Annotated in this window: 19 protein-coding genes; 7 read left to right on the top strand and 12 right to left on the bottom strand. The window is 68.3% G+C overall.

Going from position 1 to position 20,790, the window contains the following annotated elements:
- Positions 1-11: 11 nt before the first annotated feature.
- The 5 genes from ACWF4Z_RS07655 to ACWF4Z_RS07635 form a co-directional block, all read right to left on the bottom strand.
- Positions 12-992: a methionine synthase vitamin-B12 independent gene (locus ACWF4Z_RS07655; RefSeq protein ID WP_452242155.1), complete on the bottom strand. Its 981-nt coding sequence runs from the start codon at positions 990-992 to the stop codon at positions 12-14.
- Complete coding sequence (gene mnmA / locus ACWF4Z_RS07650) at positions 989-2,080, bottom strand: tRNA 2-thiouridine(34) synthase MnmA (RefSeq protein WP_452242154.1); 1,092 nt, start codon at positions 2,078-2,080, stop codon at positions 989-991. Before mnmA ends, ACWF4Z_RS07655 begins: the two co-directional genes overlap by 4 nt.
- Positions 2,080-3,282: a cysteine desulfurase family protein gene (locus ACWF4Z_RS07645; protein WP_452242153.1), complete on the bottom strand. Its 1,203-nt coding sequence runs from the start codon at positions 3,280-3,282 to the stop codon at positions 2,080-2,082. The genes mnmA and ACWF4Z_RS07645 overlap by 1 nt, the downstream gene beginning before the upstream one ends.
- A 96-nt stretch (positions 3,283-3,378) precedes the next feature.
- Positions 3,379-4,326, bottom strand: coding sequence for an electron transfer flavoprotein subunit alpha/FixB family protein (locus ACWF4Z_RS07640; RefSeq protein WP_452242152.1), 948 nt, complete (start codon positions 4,324-4,326; stop codon positions 3,379-3,381).
- A gap of 14 nt (positions 4,327-4,340) precedes the next feature.
- Positions 4,341-5,120 carry an electron transfer flavoprotein subunit beta/FixA family protein gene (locus tag ACWF4Z_RS07635; protein WP_452242151.1) on the bottom strand — a complete coding sequence of 260 codons (780 nt, stop codon included), beginning with the start codon at positions 5,118-5,120 and terminating at the stop codon, positions 4,341-4,343.
- Positions 5,121-5,355: 235 nt separating this feature from the next.
- Here ACWF4Z_RS07635 and ACWF4Z_RS07630 point away from each other — a divergent pair, with 235 nt between their 5' ends.
- Together ACWF4Z_RS07630 and ACWF4Z_RS07625 are read left to right on the top strand one after the other, a co-directional pair.
- Entirely contained in the window at positions 5,356-6,120 is a 765-nt protein-coding gene (locus tag ACWF4Z_RS07630; protein ID WP_452242150.1) for a DUF2382 domain-containing protein, read from the top strand.
- A 30-nt stretch (positions 6,121-6,150) separates the two neighbouring features.
- A complete protein-coding gene (locus ACWF4Z_RS07625; RefSeq protein ID WP_452242329.1) occupies positions 6,151-6,888 on the top strand; it encodes a methyltransferase domain-containing protein in 738 nt (245 codons plus the stop codon).
- Here the strand turns inward: ACWF4Z_RS07625 and ACWF4Z_RS07620 are convergent.
- The 6 genes from ACWF4Z_RS07620 to ACWF4Z_RS07595 form a co-directional block, all read right to left on the bottom strand.
- Entirely contained in the window at positions 6,863-7,678 is an 816-nt protein-coding gene (locus ACWF4Z_RS07620; protein ID WP_452242149.1) for a hypothetical protein, read from the bottom strand. The two genes, ACWF4Z_RS07625 and ACWF4Z_RS07620, sit on opposite strands and share 26 nt — an antisense overlap.
- 412 nt (positions 7,679-8,090) lie before the next feature.
- Positions 8,091-8,906, bottom strand: a complete 816-nt coding sequence (locus ACWF4Z_RS07615; RefSeq protein WP_452242148.1) for an acyltransferase — start codon at positions 8,904-8,906, stop codon at positions 8,091-8,093.
- Positions 8,907-8,915: 9 nt separating this feature from the next.
- A complete protein-coding gene (locus ACWF4Z_RS07610) occupies positions 8,916-9,887 on the bottom strand; it encodes a class I SAM-dependent methyltransferase (protein ID WP_452242147.1) in 972 nt (323 codons plus the stop codon).
- A complete protein-coding gene (locus ACWF4Z_RS07605) occupies positions 9,887-10,666 on the bottom strand; it encodes an enoyl-CoA hydratase/isomerase family protein (RefSeq protein ID WP_452242146.1) in 780 nt (259 codons plus the stop codon). The genes ACWF4Z_RS07610 and ACWF4Z_RS07605 overlap by 1 nt, the downstream gene beginning before the upstream one ends.
- A gap of 71 nt (positions 10,667-10,737) precedes the next feature.
- The gene (locus ACWF4Z_RS07600) at positions 10,738-11,781 is read right to left on the bottom strand and encodes a Gfo/Idh/MocA family protein (protein WP_452242145.1); all 1,044 of its coding nucleotides are present in this window, start codon (positions 11,779-11,781) and stop codon (positions 10,738-10,740) included.
- The gene (locus ACWF4Z_RS07595; RefSeq protein ID WP_452242144.1) at positions 11,778-12,797 is read right to left on the bottom strand and encodes a Gfo/Idh/MocA family protein; all 1,020 of its coding nucleotides are present in this window, start codon (positions 12,795-12,797) and stop codon (positions 11,778-11,780) included. Before ACWF4Z_RS07595 ends, ACWF4Z_RS07600 begins: the two co-directional genes overlap by 4 nt.
- A gap of 153 nt (positions 12,798-12,950) precedes the next feature.
- On the opposite strand from ACWF4Z_RS07595, the gene glgX reads away from it, so the two are divergent.
- From glgX to ACWF4Z_RS07570, 5 genes are all read left to right on the top strand, one after another.
- The gene (gene glgX, locus ACWF4Z_RS07590) at positions 12,951-15,047 is read left to right on the top strand and encodes a glycogen debranching protein GlgX (RefSeq protein ID WP_452242143.1); all 2,097 of its coding nucleotides are present in this window, start codon (positions 12,951-12,953) and stop codon (positions 15,045-15,047) included.
- Between the two features lie 16 nt (positions 15,048-15,063).
- On the top strand, positions 15,064-16,806 hold the full coding sequence (locus tag ACWF4Z_RS07585) for a sensor histidine kinase (protein ID WP_452242142.1): 1,743 nt from the start codon (positions 15,064-15,066) through the stop codon (positions 16,804-16,806).
- Positions 16,794-17,441: a LuxR C-terminal-related transcriptional regulator gene (locus ACWF4Z_RS07580; protein ID WP_452242141.1), complete on the top strand. Its 648-nt coding sequence runs from the start codon at positions 16,794-16,796 to the stop codon at positions 17,439-17,441. The genes ACWF4Z_RS07585 and ACWF4Z_RS07580 overlap by 13 nt, the downstream gene beginning before the upstream one ends.
- Positions 17,442-17,505: 64 nt before the next feature.
- Entirely contained in the window at positions 17,506-17,859 is a 354-nt protein-coding gene (locus ACWF4Z_RS07575; protein WP_452242140.1) for a LytR/AlgR family response regulator transcription factor, read from the top strand.
- 3 nt (positions 17,860-17,862) lie between these two features.
- Positions 17,863-19,347: a sensor histidine kinase gene (locus ACWF4Z_RS07570; protein ID WP_452242139.1), complete on the top strand. Its 1,485-nt coding sequence runs from the start codon at positions 17,863-17,865 to the stop codon at positions 19,345-19,347.
- On the opposite strand, the gene ACWF4Z_RS07565 is transcribed toward ACWF4Z_RS07570, so the two are convergent.
- Complete coding sequence (locus ACWF4Z_RS07565) at positions 19,322-20,731, bottom strand: TRAP transporter substrate-binding protein (protein WP_452242138.1); 1,410 nt, start codon at positions 20,729-20,731, stop codon at positions 19,322-19,324. The two genes, ACWF4Z_RS07570 and ACWF4Z_RS07565, sit on opposite strands and share 26 nt — an antisense overlap.
- Between the last annotated feature and the right edge of the window lie 59 nt (positions 20,732-20,790).

Genomic DNA, 20,790 nt, shown 5'->3' with positions numbered 1-20,790 from the left:
GCACCGACGTTTTAGCTGTTCTCCGCACCTTCGGCGACTGCATCTGCGGTACGGCGCAACAGTTCCAGGCGGGTCCGTGCGTCGGCCGGCGACGGTGCGGCAGCGAGCCCACAGGCGGGCGTGATCACGACCTGCTTCAAGAACTCCGGGTCCAGCCCGAGCTCTCGCCACCGACGAACCAGCGGGTCCGCGGCCTGCTCCGGATTCGGCAATGCGCCCGTCGTAGGGATGAGACCGGCGTACAGCGTGGTTCCAGCCTCCACCGCGATCGCAATCTGATCCCAGGCGGCGTTGTTGAGCAGCGAGACGTCCACAGCCATCCCAGTCGCACCAGACTTGGTGAACACCTCGATCGGCGGCCGCGCAGCACAGCAATGGACGACTGTAGGTGCCGCAGTAGTGACAAGACTCAACAACTCAACCGCACCCGGCCCATCCACCGACCGGTGCTTACTCCAGCCAGATGCAGTCGGAACAGCCCCAGCCAACACAGCAGGCAGCGCAGGCTCATCGATCTGTACGACGACCTCCGCGCCAGGCACCCGCCGCCGCAGCTCGGCCACGTGGTCCGCCAGCCCCATCGCCAGTGCCTCAGCCAGGTCCCGCCGAGCGCCATAGTCGGCCAGAACCTTGTCCCCGCGCGGCAGCTCGACAGTAGACGCCAGCGTCCACGGCCCGGTCAGCTGCACCTTGAAAGGCCCGCTGTACCCGTCCGCGAACTCCTCGACCACATCCATGTCCTCAGCCAGCAACGACCGCGCCCGCCGCTGATCCAGACTCGCCCGCGGGTCAGTCCCCCCGGTCAGCCGCCACCCGGCCGGCTGCAGATCCGCGGCCAGCTCAGTCAGTACGGCGACCGCCCGGCTCACCATGTCGCCGTACGGACGGACCGGCAGCTCAGCCAGGAACGGGATGTCCACCGCCTCGAGCAGGACCTTGGTCCACTCGCGAATGTCGTCTCCCGGCAGTGAACCCAGACCGGTAGTCGTCATGCGTGCTGCGCCGCCACGCGCGCGACCGTGTCGATCGTCGCCGATCCGATCACCCGCGTCCCGTCGTACAGCACCACTGCCTGACCTGGCGCGACCGCGGCCGTCGCCTCGTTGAAGGCCACGTGCACCTCGTCGCCCTCGAGCCTGGCCGTCACAGCGACCTCTTCGCCGTGTGCACGCAACTGGGCCTTGACGTTCAGCTCCGACGCGGGCGCCGGACCACACCAGCGTGGCTTCGACGCGGTCAGATGCGAGACCGCCAGCTCCTCGCGTGAACCGACCGTCACCGTGCGATCCACCGGGCTGATGTCCAGCACGAACCGCGGCTTGCCGTCGGCCGCCGGCGTACCGATCTTCAGGCCCTTGCGCTGACCGACGGTGAAACCGTGCGTGCCCTTGTGCTCGCCGAGCTTGTTGCCCTGGGCATCGACAATGTCACCCGGCGCCTCGCCGAGCTGCTGGCTCAGGAAGCCCGGAGTGTTGCCATCGGCAATGAAGCAGATGTCGTGGCTGTCCGGCTTGGCGGCAACGGACAATCCACGGCGCTCCGCCTCTTCCCGCACCTCGGTCTTGACCGTGTCACCGAGCGGGAAGAACGCGTGCGCGAGCTGCTGCTGGGTCAGGACTCCCAGCACATACGACTGGTCCTTGGCCGGATCGACAGCGCGGTGCAGCTCCCGACCTGACGGCGCGTCCACGATCCGCGCGTAGTGCCCGGTCGCGACCGCGTCGAAGTCGAGGGCGAGCGCCCGTTCGAGCACGGCGCTGAACTTGACCTTCTCGTTGCAGCGCAGACACGGGTTCGGCGTGCGGCCGGCGGCGTACTCACTGACGAAGTCCTCGACCACGTCGGCGTGGAACCGCTCGGCCAGATCCCAGACGTAGAACGGGATGCCGATCACGTCCGCGGCCCGGCGTGCGTCGCGGGAGTCCTCGATCGTGCAGCAGCCGCGCGCGCCGCTGCGGTACGACTGCGGGTTCCGGCTCAGGGCCAGGTGCACTCCGACCACGTCGTGCCCGGCCTCGACCATCCGCGCCGCCGCGACGGCGGAGTCGACCCCGCCGGACATGGCTGCGAGTACCCGCATCAGTGATTCCTTCCTACGTTCTGCAGACCGGCGGACTTCGCCCGCTCCACGACCGGTCCGATGTTCGTCAGTACGGCGTCGATGTCAGCGGCTGTGGTCGTGTGTCCAAGGGTGAACCGCAGCGACCCACGGGCGCGCTGGTCGTCGTACCCCATCGCAAGCAGCACGTGGCTCGGCTCGGCAACCCCGGCGTTGCAGGCGGAGCCGGTCGAGACCTCGATCCCGCGCGCGTCCAGCAGCAGGAGCAGCGAGTCACCCTCGCAGTCGCTGAAGGACAAGTGTGCGTTGTTGGGCAAGCGGTCGGTCGGATCGCCCGACAACTGAGCGCCCTCGACGGTACTCACCACGCCGTCGATGAGGGCGTCCCGCAACTCCGTCAGCCGGGCCGCCTCGTCCGCCTGATGCTTGATCGCGTGGTCGACGGCCGCTGCGAACCCGGCCGTCGCGGGTGTGTCCAGCGTGCCGGACCGTACGTCGCGCTCCTGCCCACCACCGTGCAGGATCGGCGTCAGCTTGGTCTCCTTGTGCACAACGAGCGCACCGATCCCGTACGGCCCGCCGAGCTTGTGAGCCGAGACGGTCATCGCGTCGACACCCAGCTCGGCGAAGTCCACCGGCACCTGCCCGATCGCCTGGACCGCATCGGTGTGCACGGGTACGCCGTACTCCTGCGCGATCTCCGCGACCGCACGGATCGGCTGGATCGTGCCGACCTCGTTGTTGGCCATCATCAGCGTGACGAACGACACTGACCCGGGATCGCTCTCGATGGCCCGGCGTACGTCGTCCGGCCGCACCCGGCCGAGGCCGTCGACCGGAAGCCACTCGATCTCGGCCTGCTCGTGCTGGCCCAGCCAGATGGCCGGATCGAGCACGGCGTGATGCTCGATACCGCTCAGCAGGATCCGGCGCCGGCGGGGATCCTCGGCCAGCCGGGCCCACCACAGGCCCTTCAGTGCGAGGTTGTCCGCCTCGGTACCGCCGGAGGTGAACACGACCTCACTGGGCTGTGCCCCGAGCGCCGCGGCGATCGTCTCGCGCGATTCCTCCACCGTCCGCCGGGCCGCCCGGCCGGAGCCGTGCAGCGACGACGCGTTGCCGGTCCGCCCGAGGTGACAGGTCATCGCCTCGATCGCGGCCGGGAGCATCGGAGTCGTCGCCGCGTGATCCAGATACACCACGCGCCGCTCGGAAGAAGTCATAACAGTTTCAAGGGTATGTCCGCCGAGCTTGTTCCCACGCATCCGACCAGAAATGAGACCGCCCGGGCCCCACTGTGGGGACCCGGACGGCAGGCGTCAGCCCTTGCGCTTGGTGACCTCTTCGGTGGCGGCGGGGAGGACCTTGTGGAGGTCGCCGACGACGCCGAAGTCGACCAGCTCGAAGATCGGGGCTTCCTCGTCCTTGTTGACCGCGACGATCGTCTTCGAGGTCTGCATGCCGGCGCGGTGCTGGATCGCGCCGGAGATACCGGCCGCGACGTACAGCTGCGGCGACACCGTCTTGCCGGTCTGGCCAACCTGGTACGCGTGCGGGTACCAGCCGGAGTCGACGGCCGCACGCGACGCGCCCACCGCGGCCCCGAGCGAGTCGGCGAACGCTTCGATCGGTCCGAAGTTGCCACCGGTGCCACGTCCGCCGGACACGATGATCGCGGCCTCGGTCAGCTCCGGGCGACCGGTCGCCTCGCGCGGCTTGGTGTCGGTGATCCGCGCGGTCTTGGCGGCGTCGGAGATCGTCACGTCGAACTCCTCCACCTCCGGCGAGGTCTCCGCCGCTTCCGGCGTGGCGGCGTTCGGCTTGACCGTGATGATCGGCGTGCCGTGGGTGACCTTCGCCTTCACGGTGAAGTTGCCCGCGAACACGGACTGCGTGGTCACCGGACCGGCCTGAACGTCGACCGCGTCGGTGATCAGCCCGGACTCCAGCTTGACCGCCAGCCGGGCCGCGATCTCCTTGCCCTCGGCGTTCGACGAGATCAGGATCGCCGACGGCTCGATCTTCGCCGCGACCTGCTGCAGCGCCTCGGCCTTCGGAGCGACCAGGTACTGCGTGAGGTCCGGATTCGTCAGCGCGATCACCTTGGTCGCGCCGTACTGACCGAGCGCGGGCAGTGCGTCCTGCACACCCTCGCCGATGAAGACCGCGACCGGCTCACCCAGCCGCCGCGCGATCGTGAGGAGCTCGGCGGTCGTCTTGCGGACAGTGCCCGCGGTGTGGTCAACGAGAACCAGAACGTTCGACATGAACTGATCGCCCCTCAGAGGAACTTGTTGGTGGACAGGAACTCGACGAGCTGAGCGGCACCACTACCGTCGTCGGTAACGATCGTGCCGGCGCTGCGCGGCGGACGGGCGGTCACCTCGACCACCTCGGTCCACGCACTCGCGCCACCCACCTGCTCGGGGGAGATCTCCAGGTCGGTCAGCGACCAGGTCTCGACCGGCTTCTTCTTCGCGGCCATGATCGCCTTGAACGACGGGTACCGCGGCTCGTTGGCCTGGTCGGACACCGACAGCACCAGCGGCAGCGTGCCCTCGATCGTCTCGCTCGCGGTGTCGCCGTCACGGCGGATCCGGACGGTCTGCCCGTCGACGGTCACCTCCGAACCCAGCGTCACCGCCGGCAGCCCGAGCCGCTCCGACACCATCGCCGGCACGACACCCATGCCGCCGTCGGTCGAGCCCATCCCGAACACGATCAGGTCCGCTTCGAGCTTGGCCAGCGCCTTCGCCAGGATCAGCGAGGTCGCGACCGCGTCGGAGCCGTGGATCCCGTCGTCGATCACGTGGACACCGGCGTCGGCGCCCATCTGCAGGCCCTTCTTCACCGCGTCCGCCGCCTGCTCCGGGCCAACGGTCAGCACCGTCACCTCGGCATCGCCGGCTTCTTTCACGGTCAGGGCAGTCTCGACGGCGTACTCGTCCAGCTCCGACAGCAGCCCGTCGACCCCGGCGCGGTCCACCGTGTTGTCCTCGGAGCGGAACCGACGGTCCGCCGTGGCATCCGGCACGAACTTCGCGCAGACGACGATCTTCATAGCGTGTGGGACCCCTTCTGGTTAACGGTCTCTGCCCAGCCTGCCACGGATGTTACTCGCGAGAAACATAAGCCACGTGCGAGCCCCATCACACCCCCGGCGCGCCCTCAGGCTATCCGACCGTGATCCGCACCGATCCGGACGGGACGATCACCCAGAGCGTTTGGCCGATCACCCGTCGGGTACCCGTCGGGTGTTAGTTGCTCACCGCAAACAACACACGGGGTTGATCGCAATGACCATGCAAGGAATCGAGAAGGTTGTCGGCGAGACGGCGTACGACGGAGCCGGCGACAAGGTCGGGTCGGTCGGGAATCTGTATACCTCCGACACCACCGGACAGCCGGAGTGGGTGACGGTGAACACGGGGATGTTCGGCACCAAGCACACGTTCGTCCCGCTCGCCGGTGCGCACGTCGAGGGCGATGGCCTCCATCTCGCGCCGACGAAGTCGAAGATCAAGGAAGCACCGCGCGTCGACGCCGGCGGACACCTGTCCGAGCAGGAGGCATCGCAGCTCTACCAGTACTACGGACTGCGGTTGCCGCAGCAGACCCGTGGCCAGCAGATGGGCCAGCAGGCCGGTGGTAAGCATCGCGATACCGAGAGCGGCCAGCAGAACGGCGATCAGAGCATGATTCGGTCCGAGGAGCAGTTGCGGGCCGGGACCGAGACGGTCGAGTCCGGTCGGGTCAGCCTGCACAAGTACGTCGTGACCGAGGAGCAGCAGGTCACCGTGCCGGTGAGCCATGAAGAGGTTCACGTGGTTCGCGAGCCGCTGGCCGAAGGTGACGGACGGCGTGGCGACGCCGCGATCGGCGACGAGGATCGCGAGGTCGTCCTGCACGAGGAGCGGGTGGTGGTCGCGAAGGAGACCGTGCCGGTCGAACGCGTCGGCCTCGAGACCGAGACGGTCCGCGGCGAGGAGCAGGTCTCCGACACCGTCCGCAAGGAACAGATCGAGGTCCAGGGCCTCGACGACACCAAGAAGAAGCACTGATCCACCGGAGCTCCTAGGGTGGCAGCTGTGATGGAGACGTTGCAGCTGACCGGGGAGCGGACCGCACCGGGGATCTGGCATGAGAACTACTGGTTCGCGCGTCATGACGCCGCTTACCGGTGGATCATCGCCAACCTGCCGGCCGGAGGACGCGTACTCGACGCGGGATGTGGTGAAGGGTACGGCGCCGAGTTACTCCGGTCGGCAGGCGCGGGCTTCGTGGCTGGTCTCGACTACGAAACCGCGACTCTCGAGCACGTACGCCGGGTCTATCCACAGATCACCGTGGTTCGCGGCAACCTGGTGCAGACGCCGTACGCGAACAGTTCCTTCGACCTGGTCACGTCGATGCAGACGATCGAGCATCTCTGGGAGCAGCCGCGGTTCGTCGCCGAGTGTGCGCGCATCGTCGGGCCGGCAGGCACCGTCGTCCTGAGTACGCCGAACCGCCTGACCTTCCCGAGCGGCAACTGGTACCACACCCGCGAACTGACCGCCGCCGAGTTCACCGAGCTCCTCGAACCACACTTCGAGATCACCCACGCTCTCGGCCTCCACCACGGCGACCGCCTACGGACGTGGGAGGGTCAGCACGGCTCCTGCGTGGACGCACAGCTCGCATCGCCGTACGACGAATGGGACGCCGGGCTCAGCACCCTCGTCCGGACCACCACCGCCGCCGACTTCGAGATCCGCCCAGGCACGCTGGACGAATCTCTCGATCTCATCCTCGTGGCGAAGCCTACGGACGGACGAAGCGCTCGATGATCTTGCCGGCGATCAGGTAGACCAGGGCCGCGATCCCCCAGTTCACCAGGAGCGTGTTCTTCGCGGTCTCGAGCCGGAACAGGTCCTTGAACGGGCCGACCAGGTCGTGTCCGCGCTCGAGGATCCAGCGCACGATCTCGTTGCTCTGGTTGGTCTGGTCGAGCGCGGTGAACAGCGCACCGAGCGCCAGCACGGCGGCGGCGAGAACGGCGATCAGCCAGATCAGCGATGCGATCAGGTTCCGCAGTTTGCGTACGCCGGAACCCACCGAGCTCAACGCCTGCTGGCCCCGGCCTGACGAACCCTTACCCGACGAACCCTTGCCCGAGCTGACCGCGGTCCGGCCGGTCGGCGGTTTGTTGCCGGATGCACCGGCTGACGCCGCGGACACCCGCCCGACCGGCTTCGTCACCGAGGTCTCGGCCGGACCAGTGCCGTCGCCGGCAGGCTTCGGCGCGGCCTCCTCCGAGTCGGTCGCACCCCCACCAGCACCCGAACCGGCACCTGAACCAGCACCCGAACCAGCAGCAGCACTTGCGGCCGCCTTCTCGCGGGCCTTCTGCTCGGCGACGATCTCCGCGGCGGTCTTCGCCCGGCCCGTCTTCGTGGCGGTCGCGGTCGAACCCGAACCCGAACCCGTCTCCGCACCGGCGTCCGTCGTACCGGCCTGCTCGGCTTCGGCGGCCCCAGAGCCCGCTACAGAGCCCGCAACAGGGCCCGATCCTGCCTTCTCGTCCTTGGTACTCACGTCGTCCATCTCCTCAGCCGGGGTCGGTTCCTCGTCCGTCACCACTGCTGCTACCTCTGCTTCTGGCCCTGGTATCGGCTCGGTGGCCGGCGGTCTCCTGCGCCGGTTCACCGGGACCGGGCGCGGCGACAACCTGCGCCGGGCGCCCGCGATCGGCGCCGGTGCCGGGGTTGATGCCCCTGTTGATGCCGGGGTTGATGCCGGCGCGCCGTCCGCAGCTGCTGTCTGCGTCTGTACCTCTGAGTCCACCTTGCGATTCACGCCCATATCCGGATCGTTTGTTTCAAGCACTGGTTCCAACGTAGCGCCCTGGGGTTCCGTCACGATCGGAACCGGGTCGACGGCGCGGATCCGGGCTCGCGTGATCGAGTCGTCGGCCGCCGCCTGGTCCAGCAGCGACGGCCCACCCGAGGGCGCGCCAGAGGGCGCGGCAGGGGGATCCAGCCCGGCCTGATCAGCCATGGCGGGTCTCCTTTCCGGCCGTCAACCGATCGTGAGGGACGTCTGACGCCTCGTGCGGGCCATAGTGCCCGACCGGTGAGTAACTTGAGAACCCCTCACCGAGATCCTCTTTCGCACCCGCCTCCGGCGGAGCCCCGGTCCGGAGCCGTTCGGCGATCCGGTCGTTGGCCTCGGCCAGCCCGGCCAGGTACCGGCGGCGGGCCGCACCGGCGGCGTAGCGCGTGGTCCGATCGGCGACGACGACAGCGGGAACTCCAGCGGCGACGGCGTACGCAGGAATGTTGCCACGGGCAACACTGTTGGCGCCGATCACCACGCCGCGGCCGATATCGGTGCCGCGGGTGACGGTCACCTTCGTGGCCAGCCAGCAGTCCGGGCCGATCCGGACCGGCGTCTTGACCAGGCCCTGGTCCTTGATCGGCAGATCCAGATCGTCGGTCTTGTGGTCGAAGTCGCAGATGTAGGTCCAGTCGGCGATCAACGTGGACGCGCCGATCTCGATGTCCAGATAACAGTTCACGGTCACGTCCCGGGCGAACACGACCTTGTCGCCGATCCGCAATGTGCCCTCGTGCGCACGCAGCCGGGTCTCGTCACCGAGGTGCACCCACTTGCCCAGCACGATCCGGCCGTGGCCGGGCCGCGCCACGATCTCGAGGTGCTTGCCCAGGAACACGAATCCCTCGGTGATCACCTGCCGGTGGCGCAACTTGAACCAGGCGAACCGCCAGTAGCGCTTCAAGTAGTACGGCGTCCAGGCCCGATGGCGCACCACCCAGCCAAGATTCGCCGCGGTCAACAACCGCATTGCGTCACCCTACTGCTCTGAATTCCTTCCCCGCCCCGGGGCCACTCCAGTAATCGAGACGTTGTAGTACAGCTCGTCGGGCACAACATTCGACAGCACCTTGTCCACCTTCGACAGCTGCAGCCACGACTTATACGCGAACATCCGCCACCCGAACCCGAGCTTCTGCTCCGGAACCGCCGCCTCGAACGTCCGGATCGGCCACCCGACCCACGCCGCCAACAGCTCCTCGGTGACAGTCCGTACGTCGGAAGCCCCGGCCCGCGAAGCCATCCGGGCCAGCGTGTCCGGGTCGAACGTGTGCAGGTCGACGACCGCTTCCAACGCGGCCGCGCGCGACGACTCGTCCAGCTCGGCCTGCGGGCGACGCCAGTCGGTCAACGCGGGCAGCTTGGTGACGTTGGTGGTCGCCCACCAGGTGAAGCGGGACAGGCGTCGCGCCACGAAGTCGCCGTACCGGGTCGGTTCGCCGCAGATGACGAAGCGGCCGCCGGGCTTGAGCACGCGCAGCATCTCGCGGAAGGCGAGCTCGACGTCCGGGATGTGGTGGATGACGGCGTGCCCGATGACGAGGTCGAAGGAGTTGTCGTCGTACGGGAGTTTCTCGGCGTCCGCGACCCGGCCCTCGACCGCGAACCCGAGGGTCTTCGCGTTCTTCTTGGCCGCCTCGACCATGCCGGGCGAGAGATCGGTGACGTGGGCCTCGTCGAGGACTCCGGCCAGCTTGAGGTTCAGGGTGAAGAAGCCGGTGCCGGCGCCGATCTCGAGCGACTTGCCGTACGGCCAGCCGTCGGTGCCGGCGATCGCGGTGAAGCGGTCCCGGGCGTAGGTCACGCAGCGTTCGTCGTACGAGATCGACCACTTCTCGTCGTACGTCGACGCTTCCCAGTCGTGGTAGAGCACCTGAGCGAGCTTGTTGTCGTTCCAGGCCGCCTCGACCTCTTCGGCGGTCGCGGCGGGCTTCTCGGCAGAGGTCGTCATCAGATTCCCTTGAATTCGGCTTTTCCGGGCCCGTTCTCGACGAAGGACTTCATCCCGATCGTGCGGTCCTCGGTGGCGAACAGGCCGGCGAACTGCTGGCGCTCGATCTCCAGGCCGGTGGTCAGGTCCACGCCGAGGCCGGAGTCGATCGACTGCTTGGCCGCGCGGAGTGCGAGGGCTGCGGCGTGGGAGAACTGCTTGGCCCAGGCAACGGCCGCGTCGTACACCTCGGCGGCCGGGACGACCTTGTCGACCAGACCGATCGCGAGCGACTCGGTCGCGTCGACGAAGCGGCCGGTGAAGATGATGTCCTTGGCCTTCGACGGGCCGACCAGGCGGGACAACCGCTGGGTGCCGCCGGCGCCCGGGATGATGCCGAGCAGGACCTCGGGCTGGCCGAGCTTGGCGTCGTCGGCCGCGATCCGGTAGTCGGCGCAGAGGGCGAGCTCACAGCCGCCACCGAGCGCGTACCCGGTGACCGCGGCGACCGTGGGCTTGGGGATCGCGGCAACCGCGGACAGCGAGGCCTGCAGTGGGCCGGAGCGCTTGACCATGTCGGCGTACGACATGTCCGCCATCTCCTTGATGTCCGCGCCGGCGGCGAAGACGCGCTCGCCGCCGTAGATCACGACCGCCCGGACGTCGTCGTTCGCACCCGCCTCGACGGCGGCGACGCGGATCTCCTCCTGGACCTGGATGTTCAGCGCGTTCAGCTTCGGCCGGTCCAGCCGAATCGTGCCGACCCCGTCGCTGACGGTGAGGTTCACGAACTCGCCCATTCCACGCTCCTTACCAGCGGGTCACATTCCCGGGAACCGTACCGGACCAAGTCAACCCGCTGGTGCTGGGGCTAGAGGTTCACCGGTTGGCCCGTGGTGGCCGAGCGGCGGGCTGCGTCGACGATGCGGAGGGTTCGCAGGCCTACGGCGCCGTCTGGTTGGGGGATGGTGGTGGGGGGTTGGCCGGGCTGGGCCGGGCCGGATGCGCGGACCGCCTTGAGGAAGGTGTTGAGCATGGTCGCGTCGTAGTTGTCGATGATCGACAGGTACACCTCGCCCTTGGCGTCGGTGCCGCCGATGTGCGGGCCGAAGGGCTCGATCTCGACCGAGCCGTTGGTCCCGGTGACCTGCAGCGTCACGCCACCCCAGGTCGGGCCGTTGTCCGGCACGCTCCACGAGCAGTCGATCGTTGCCAGCAGCCCGTTGTCGTAGTTGATCGTGACCAGTCCCCCGGTCTCGACGTCGACGCCCTTGTCCTGCTGCAGGATTCGGTTCGCGGCGGCGTACACGCGGGTCGGCGACGCGCCGCCGGTCAACCCGTCGATGAGGTCCGCGCAGTGCACGGTGTGGTCGACCAGCGCACCACCACCGGCCAGCTTCGCGTCCGTGAACCACTTCCGCGACCCGAACGGCATCATCCCGTTGTTCGTCCCGAGCACGGCGAACACGTCCCCGAGCAGCCCCGCCTCGACGGATGCGCGCAACCGCAGGTACTGCGGCGAGAACCGCACCGGATACGCCACCATCAGGATCGACCCCGACGCCTCGCACGCAGCGAGCATCGCCTCACCATCGGCGACCTCGGTCGCCAGCGGCTTCTCGCAGAGCACGTGGGCACCAACCGCGGCGGCCCGCTCGACCAGGTTGCGGTGCAGCGCATTCTCGCTCGTCACGACGACCGCATCCGGTCCCCAGGCGAACAGTTCGTCGTACGTGTCGACGTACGGCAGGTTCAGTTTCTTGGCGAACTCCGCACCGCGTGGGCCTTCGTCGGGAGCGTCGGCGCCGTCCGGGTCGGCCGCGAGGACCTCGACGTCCGGCAACTGGTTGAGCAGCCAGGCGTACGACATCGCGTGCATGTGCGCGAACGACGCGATGCCAACCTTGAGAGTCATGCCGCCGCTCCGCTCGGGTCGAAGGTCTTCATGTCGATCGCCTGGCCGGTCTCCATCGACGCGCGCGCGGCCTCGGCGAGGTACACCGCGTTCGCGCCGTCCAGGGCGCTGACGCGCGGCTCGGGTCCGCCGCGCAGGGCAACGGCGAGCTCACGCAACTGGGTCAGGTACGGGCTCTCGCCCAGGGTGTTCGCGGGAATCATCAGGTCGGCCGCGGCCGCGCCGTTCTGCAACTCTTCGCTGTAGCCGGTGACCGAGTCGGAGCTGTACTTCAGGACTCCGCCCGATCCGGCGATGTTGTAGCCGGTCACGAAGTGCGAACCGGACGCTGCCCAAGTGGCCCGGCAATGGCTGATCGCGCCAGAGGCGTGGGTCAGCGTCACGTGCGCCGCGACGACGAGCGGGCTGGTCCCGTCCACGGTCGGCGGGTTCTGTACGGCGTACACGCTCACGACATCACCCGAGATCCACCGGGCCTGGTCGAGGTCGTGCACCATCAGGTCCATGATCACGCCGCCGGACCGGGCCACATCGCCGTACCAACTGCCTGCGGGCGACGCCGCCTGGCGATAGAAGCGCGCCACCGCAACGTCGCCGATCCGGCCGTCCACGACCGCGGCGTGGGCGGTCGCGTACGCGGGAAAGAAGCGGACGACATGCGCCGGATACACGCGGACACCGGCCGCCGTGGCGGCAGCGATCACCTCGTGCGAGTCGGCGGCGGTCAGGGTGAGTGGCTTCTCGCAGATGACGTCCCGGCCGGCCTTGATCGCGGCCAGCGTGACTTCCTTGTGCGTCGCGGACGGCGTCACGATGTCGGCGAACTCGGCCTCGGCCAGGCAGGCGTCCAGCGAGCTCGCGACCTCGAGGTCGTACTGCTCGGCCAGCTGCTCGGCTCCCTCGACGGAGTGCACCAGGACGCGGGCACCGAGTGCCTTCCACGCGCCGACATGAAGATGTGCGATGTTGCCCGCGCCGATCAGACCGACGGTCAGACCGGCCAACTGTTGCGACATGAGGCCCCTCAGTCCCGGTAAATTAGTAACGGTTCTTGCGTATCATTGCGCAGAGTCGTTCGCAAGCACCGTCTCATGAACACATCCACCATTGATATCGTGAACTTCCCCCGCCCCCGCGACGGTTCGAGAGGTCTTGTGCAGAATGTGCCGGTGACCGACGCGACCGCCGCCCCGAGTGCTCTCGGCCAGCCACCCGAGGCCCAGCCGCGGCTGGGGGCAGTGGTCCAGACCGACGGGACGGCGTTCACGCTGTGGGCTCCCTCGGCCGACCGTGTCGAGCTCGCGCTCGTCGCCGACGACGGCAGCCAACGAAACGTCGATCTGGCGCAGACCGGTGAGTTCTGGACCGGATTCGTCGCTGGCATCGGGGCGGGCCAGCGGTACGGGTACCGCGTGCACGGCCCCTTCGACCCGTCCAACGGACTGCGTTTCAACCCGTCCAAGCTCCTGCTGGATCCGTACGCGCGGGCGATCGACGGCTCACTGGACTTCTCCAGTCCGCTGATCTACGACTCCTCCGACGACGACTCCGCCGGCCATGTGCCCGTCGGCGTCGTGGTCGCCGACTCCGATCCCCCACAGCCGATCAGCAGGCCGGTGCACTGGGGTGAAACGGTCATCTACGAGCTGCACACCAAGGGTTTCACCAAGCTGCATCCCGACGTACCCGAGCATCAGCGCGGGACGTACGCCGGCCTGTCACACCCGTCCGTGATCAACTATCTGATCGAGCTCGGCGTGACGTCGGTCGAGTTGCTGCCGATCCACCACTTCCTGACCGAGCCCGCGATCGCGGCCCGCGGCCTGCCGAACTACTGGGGTTACAACACCCTCGGGTTCTTCGCCCCGCATGCGCCGTACTCGTCGGCCGGCTCCTGCGGTGAGCAGGTGCACGAGTTCAAGGCGATGGTCGCCGCGTTCCATGCCGCGGGCATCGAAGTGATCCTGGACGTGGTCTACAACCACACTGCCGAAGGTGGATTCGACGGCCCGACGCTGAGCTTCCGCGGCATCCACAACCGGGCGTACTACCGGCTCACCCACGGCGGCACGATGTACGACGTGACCGGCACGGGCAACTCGGTCGACACCTCACACCCGCAGGTACGGCGGCTGGTGATGGACTCGCTGCGGTACTGGGTCGAGGAGATGGGCGTCGACGGATTCAGATTCGACCTGGCCGTGACGCTGATCCGCAACGAGCGGCACGAGGTCGACACGGCCGACCACCCGTTCCTCGCCGAGGTCGCCGCCGATCCGGTACTGGGCCGGGTCAAGCTGATCGCCGAGCCGTGGGACGTCGGCCCGTTCGGCTACCAGGTCGGCAATTTCGGCACACCGTGGTCGGAGTGGAACGGCATCTTCCGGGACAGCGTCCGCGACATCTGGCGGAACACCTCCGACGGCGTGAAGGACCTCGCGTACCGGCTCTCCGGTTCCAGCGACCTGTACGGCGATGACGGCCGCTACCCGTACGCATCGATCAACTTCGTCACCGCGCACGACGGGTTCACCCTGCGGGACCTGGTCAGCTACAACCACAAACACAACGAGGCGAACCTCGAGGACAACCGCGACGGTACGAACGACAACCGGTCCTGGAACTGCGGTGTCGAGGGTGAAACCGACGACCCGGGCGTGATTGCCTTGCGCAAGCGTCAGATGGCGAATCTGATGTCCACGCTGATCCTGTCGACCGGCGTACCGATGATCACGGCCGGCGACGAGTGCGGACGGACGCAGGCCGGCAACAACAACCCGTACTGCCAGGACAACGAGCTGTCCTGGTTCGACTGGACTCTGCCGGCGGAGTGGTCCGAACACCTCGATCTGACCAAACAACTGCTCGCATTGCGCGCCGCACACCCCGTCTTGCGACAGTGGCACTACTTCTCCGGTGGGCCCGTCGTTCCGGGCGGTCGCAAGGACCTGTCCTGGATCGCGCCGCACGGCGGCGAGATGACGGACGCCGATTGGTACGACGGCAACCTGCGGACGATCGGCATGTTCCTGGCGGGTGACGCACTGCGGGCGACCGATGCCGAGGGCAACGCATTGACCGACAGCTCGTTCCTGCTCGCGCTGAACGCAACGGCCGAGACCCGACAGGTCGTCGTACCGGATCCGTCCTGGGCCCCGGCGTACGAGGTCGTCCTGGACACCAGCTACAGCATGGTCACCGAGGTCGAAGCCGGCGCAACCGTCCCCCTCGCCCCCCGATGCTTGGTGCTCCTGCGCGCACTCTGATCCACCTTCTGCGACCATGACGGGCATGGTCTCCGCCGTGGCTCGGATCGCGACCGTCCGGACCGTGTTCTTGCTCGCCGGACTGGCGTGCGGGGTGGTCACGCTCGTAGTGGTGCAGCAGGCGCCCGAGTACTCGTTCAGTGGCGGTTCGTGGACAGGGGGAGTTGTCGAGGCGCTGGTCGGCTGGGGGCTTGTCGGCGCGGGTTTGGCCGCGGCCCACCGTCAGCCGCGCGCGGTCTTCGGCCCGGCGCTCACAGCGGCGGGATTCGCGTGGTTCCTGCTCGAATGGAACAACCCAGCAGCGGGCTCGCCGATCGTGTTCACGATCGGACTGGTCGCGTACGCCGGCTGCCTACCACTGGTGGCGTACGCCGTCCTCTCGTACCGGACTGTCCGTTTCTCCGCGGTAGGTGCACTGGCCGTGGCAATCCTGTTCGTGGGCGCGTTCATTGGGCTCGGTGTGGTGCCCGCCCTGCTGACCGATCCGGCCGCCGTGGGGTGTGCAGCGTGCCCCCGCAATCTCCTGCTCGTGCATGCCACCTCGGCTGCGGGGACCGTGACCCGTTTCGGCCTCTGGCTCGTCGCCATCGGAGCTTTGGCGGCTGCGGCATCGGCCGTGGTGCAACTGGTCCGATCGACAGTCGCTCGGCGCCGGACCATCGCGCCGGTCGTCATCCCGGGTACGGCCTACCTGATCCTGATCGCAGGGTGGTGTCTGCGTTCGTCCGAGCGCGGATTCCTCGGCAACGACCCCATGGATCGGGCGCTCTGGTTCGGGCAAGGCGCGACGCTCATCGCGATGGTCCTCGGTGTCGCTGCCGAAGGAGTGCGCGCGCGACGAGCCCGTACGGCGGTCGCCCGGCTGGTGGTGGAAGTCGCCGGCTCACCACCGCCCGGCGGCCTCCGCGACGCGCTCGCCGGCTTGCTCGGGGATCCGTCGCTACGGGTCCTGTACGAGCTGACCGACGGGCGGTTGGTCGACGGCCGGGGCCGACCCGCGGTGACCGGTGACGGGCAGTCCGAGACCCGGCTGGTGCGCCGCGACGAGACGGTCGCGGTCGTGACCCATCGCCCTGGCCTGCTGGACGATCCGCACCTGGCCAGTGAGATCGCCGGTGCCGCTCGCCTTGCCCTCGACCACGAACGGCTCCAGGCGGAGGCGGCCGCACAACTGGAGGATCTGCGGTCGTCGAGTGCGCGGATCATCGAGGCCGGTGACGCCGAACGGCGCCGGCTGGAACGCGACCTGCACGACGGCGCCCAGCAGCGACTGATCTCGCTGGCGCTGTCGCTCAGGCTGATGGCCCTACGATCCGACGGTGATTCTCAGCGACTCCACGAAGCGGAGGCACAGGTGAGGGCCGCGCTGGACGATCTCCGCGAGATCGCCCACGGGCTCTATCCGAACGCGCTGGCCGACGAAGGCCTGGCGGCGGCTCTCGAGACCTTGGCGGAAGCGCACCCGATCCGGATCACTCTCGGGTCGCTCCCGGACGGCCGATTCGCTTCCCCGGTCGAGTCGGCCGCGTACTTCGTCGTCGCGGAGACCTTGAACCGCAGCTACCAGAGCCGGCTGGCGACCGTCCATGCGGCGCAGCTGGACGGTCGCCTCGTCGTCGACATCGAGACGGACGCGCAGCCGCCCCAGGATCTGACCGACCTCGAGGATCGCGTCGATACGCTGTCCGGGCAACTGGTGGTCGAGCGCCTGGGCACCGGCGGCACCCGGATCCATGCGGAGGTACCGTGCGCGTCGTAGTGGCAGATGACGAGGTCCTGCTGCGAGAAGGCCTGACCCGGCTCCTCGGCGAGGTCGGCGTCGAGGTCGTCGGCACTGCCGGCGACGCGCCCACACTGTTGCGTCAGGTCGGGCTGGCCCATCCCGACGTCGCGATCGTCGACATCAAGATGCCGCCGACGCACACCGACGAAGGTCTCGTCGCGGCCCTGACCATCCGCGAGCGGCATCCGTCGGTCGGGGTGCTGGTGCTGTCGCACTACCTCGAGTCGCGGTACGCGATGCGCCTGTTCGAACGACAGCCGGAGCGGGTCGGCTACCTGCTCAAGGATCGGGTCTCCGATATCGCCGTACTGGTGGACAGCCTGCATCGGATCGCGGAACGCGAATGCGTGCTCGACCCGACGATCGTGTCCCGCCTGCTGGCCCGACGGCGTGCACCCACGGCCCTCGACCAGCTGACCGGTCGGGAGCGCGAGGTTCTCGCGCTGATGGGCGAAGGGCGGTCCAACCAAGGCATCAGCCAGGTACTGCAGCTCAGCCTGAAGACCGTCGAATCACATATCAGCCACATCTTCGTCAAGCTCGGGCTGCCCGACACGGCCGGCGATCACCGCCGGGTTCTCGCTGTTCTGGCGGCTCTCCGGACCGGCTGAATTCGCTCCCGGATCGAGGGTCAGCCCTGACTCCACGGGCTCGAAGCTGTGCAACGATCGACGCATGGCCGAGCGGGTTCTGATCGTCGACGATCACGCACCTTTCCGTTCGGTCGCCCGTGCGCTGCTGACGGCCGAGGGCTTCGAGGTCGTGGGTGAGGCAGGCGACGGACGCTCCGCGCTCGAGGCCTGCCGCCGGTTGCGACCGACCCTGGTCCTGCTCGACATCCAGCTACCCGACCTGGACGGATTCGAGGTCGCTCGCCGGCTTGCCGAGGATCCGGACGGACCGGCCGTGGTGCTCGTCTCCAGCCGCGACAGCTCGTCGTACCGTCGGCGCCTCGCCGACAGCAGGGCGCGCGGCTTCATCGCCAAGGCGGAGCTGTCGGGGGCCGCAGTAGCAGCGCTGGTCGGCTGAGCTGTGCAGGACGTCGGCCTCACCGTCGCGGACGCCATCGTCGGTACGACGTTTGCCGGTGTCGGCGTCGCTGCCTGGGCGACCCGCGCACGAGCCGTCGGGCTACTCATGATCGCCACCGCCGCCACCTGGTTCGCCGGAGATCTCGGCGGTCCCGCGCTGTTCCTGCACCGGGGACCGCTTGTTCACCTTCTCCTCAGCTATCCACGCGGCTGGCCAAGCAGGCGGCTCGAACGAGTCGTCATCGTCATCGCGTACGTCGACGCACTCGTCTATCCCCTGGGGAGAAACGACGCCATCACGCTGGCGCTGGCCGTCCTGGTCATCGCGACCGCTCTGGTCGGCCACTTCAGGCAGCCCCAGGCAGCGCGGCGGGTCCGGGTGCCGGCCGTCGTCGCGACACTGGCCATCATCCTGGTGCTCGGCCTGGGCGCAGCCGCCCGGTTGATCGGCGCTCCGGCCGACACTGCAGCGCTTTGGGCCTACGAGGTGGCGGTCGGAGCCTCAGGCCTGCTCATGTTCCGGGGTCTCCGCCGAGACCACGCGGCCATCACGGGGCTCGTTGTCGATCTCGGTGAGGTGGAGCAGACCGGCGTACTGGCCGACAAGCTGGGGCAGGCACTCGGTGATCCGTCGCTGGTGCTCGGGTATTGGCTGCCGGACACACAGGGCTACGTCGACGAAGCGGGCCGCCCGGTTGATCTGGCGCGCGGCGACCCGACGCGCGTGCTGACCGAGCTGGTGTCCGACGGTCAGCGCATCGGAGTACTCGTCCACGATGCCGCGGTGCTCGACGATCCCGTCCTGGTCGAATCGGTGGTGGCGCTCGCTCGGATGGCGGTCACGAACGTCCGCCTGCAAGCGGAGGTCCGGGCCCGCGTCGGCGACGTCGAGGCAGCACGTCATCGCATCGTCGAGGCTGCCGATGCCGAACGACGGCGGCTGGAGAGGCTGCTGCAGAAGGGCGCGATCCGCCGGTTGTCGGAGGTCGCCGAATTGATCACAGCCGACGACCAGGGCGACCTGAGAGCGCACCTCGATGCGTCCCAGGTCCTTCTTCGGGAGTTTGCCCACGGCATCCATCCCCGGCTCCTGACCGAATCGGGGCTTGCCGCGGCATTGCCCGACCTGGCAGGCAGTTGCTCGACGCCCGTACAGGTCCGGGTCCATCCCGTCCGGGTGACACCCGCTGTCGAGGCGACGGCCTACTTCGTGTGCTCCGAGGCGCTGGCCAACATCGGCAAGTACGCGCAGGCCACCGCGACCTCGATCGTCGTCCGGGTGGACGAGGGCGAGCTGATCGTCGACGTCACCGACAACGGTGTGGGTGGGGCCGACCCGACTCGCGGCTCGGGTCTTCGTGGCCTGGCCGACCGGGTCGCCGCGGTCGGCGGAACCTTCTTGGTCGACAGTCCCCCGGCGGCCGGCACTCGACTGACGGCGCGGATGCCCTGTTCGCCGGTCAGCCGACCCGCCGCCACGGCTTGACCAGGAACGGCGTCGGCCCCGGCCCGAGCGACTCGTCGCGGCGCAAGGTGAGCGTGTCCCGGTAGAGGTTCCAACGGAATCCGAACGTCTCCCCGGTAGTGCCGAAGGTGAGCAGGACCGTATCCGCTCGGACGACGCACGTGCCGGTGTCCAAGCCGCCGTCCCGCCTGCTCAGCGTGACCCGGCCCTCCTTGATGGTCAGAGTGAGGTTGCCCCAGTTGTCGTCATTGACCTCACCCTGGTCGTAGAGGAGCGGCGAGGCGGCCAGCTCCGCTTTCGTGAAGCTCGTCCGATACACCCCGTCCAACTTGCTCGCGGCGGTGGCGGCCGGCGGCTCGGATCCCGCACAGGGCTGGGCGTCGCTCGTCGATGCGGCCGGCAGTTGCGCCCGGAGGCTTTCGATCCGTTCGAGATAGGACCGAGTCCTGGTGTCCTGCCGCAGCCAGGAGTAGACCGGCGCGAAGGCTTCGTGGAACTGGTGGAGCTGCGCCGCGCTCGCGTTGACGAACTGGAGTTTGCCGCGTCGACACAGCACGGCCGCGGAGTCGGTCTCCAGCTTCTGCTGCAGGTCGGCCGTGCTCCGAACCGCCGCTTGCGCGGCCCTGCGCAGCGTATCCACCTGGGCAGCATCCAGCGCTGCGAGCTTCTTGCCATTGGCAACGACAATGAGCGGCCGGACCCAGAGGGTGACGTTGTCCGTGATCGTCGTCGCCATGCCGTCGTACAGGTTGCTCTGGACACTCGTGACCTGCTGCTCCAGGCCGTCCATCCCGGCGAGCGACGTACCGGCGAATCCGGACGGCACCGGCGTGGCGCCGAGGGTTTGCAAGGCGCGAGCTCCCACGTCCGACTCCGAGAAGCCGATGCGCAGGCCGCGGAAGTCCGCGGGGCCCAGCAGTTTGCGCGTGATCCCCACGGGTTTGCGCAGCGGTCCTGGCAGGATGCCGATTCCGACAAGCCCGATCGAGTTGACCGAAGCGAGCATGTCCGTGGTCACATCACTGGCCAAGACCTGCTGCTCGACGGTGAGGCTGTCCAGTGCCATCGGCGCGATCAGAGCGTCGAAGTCCTTGATTCCGCGGGCGTGCCACGCCCGGGCCGGAACGACAGCGAGGTCGACCTCGCCCGACTCGACCGATCGGATCATCGCGGCCTCGGACAGTCCGGTCGACCGCCCGTCGACGACGTCCAGACGGATGGAGTTGCCGGAGACCCGGCCGACCTCGTCGACGAACGGCGGGATCTCCTCGAGCGCCGAGGCGGCCATCGTCAGCGTGACCGGAGCTGGAGACCGGCTCCCACCCGCCTTGTCGACCGGTCCACCACAGCCGACGACGGCAGCGACCACTACCAGCGCCAGGCCGGCCTTGCTCACCAGCTTCATCGACAGCCCCTCTCCCCGTGGTCGAAGCTACCGACGCAATCGGTCCGGCGAATCCAGAC

This window comes from Kribbella sp. NPDC055071, from assembly GCF_053608045.1.
The sequence above is the reverse complement of the archived record's forward strand: the minus strand, read 5'-3'. Positions and strand labels throughout refer to the sequence as shown.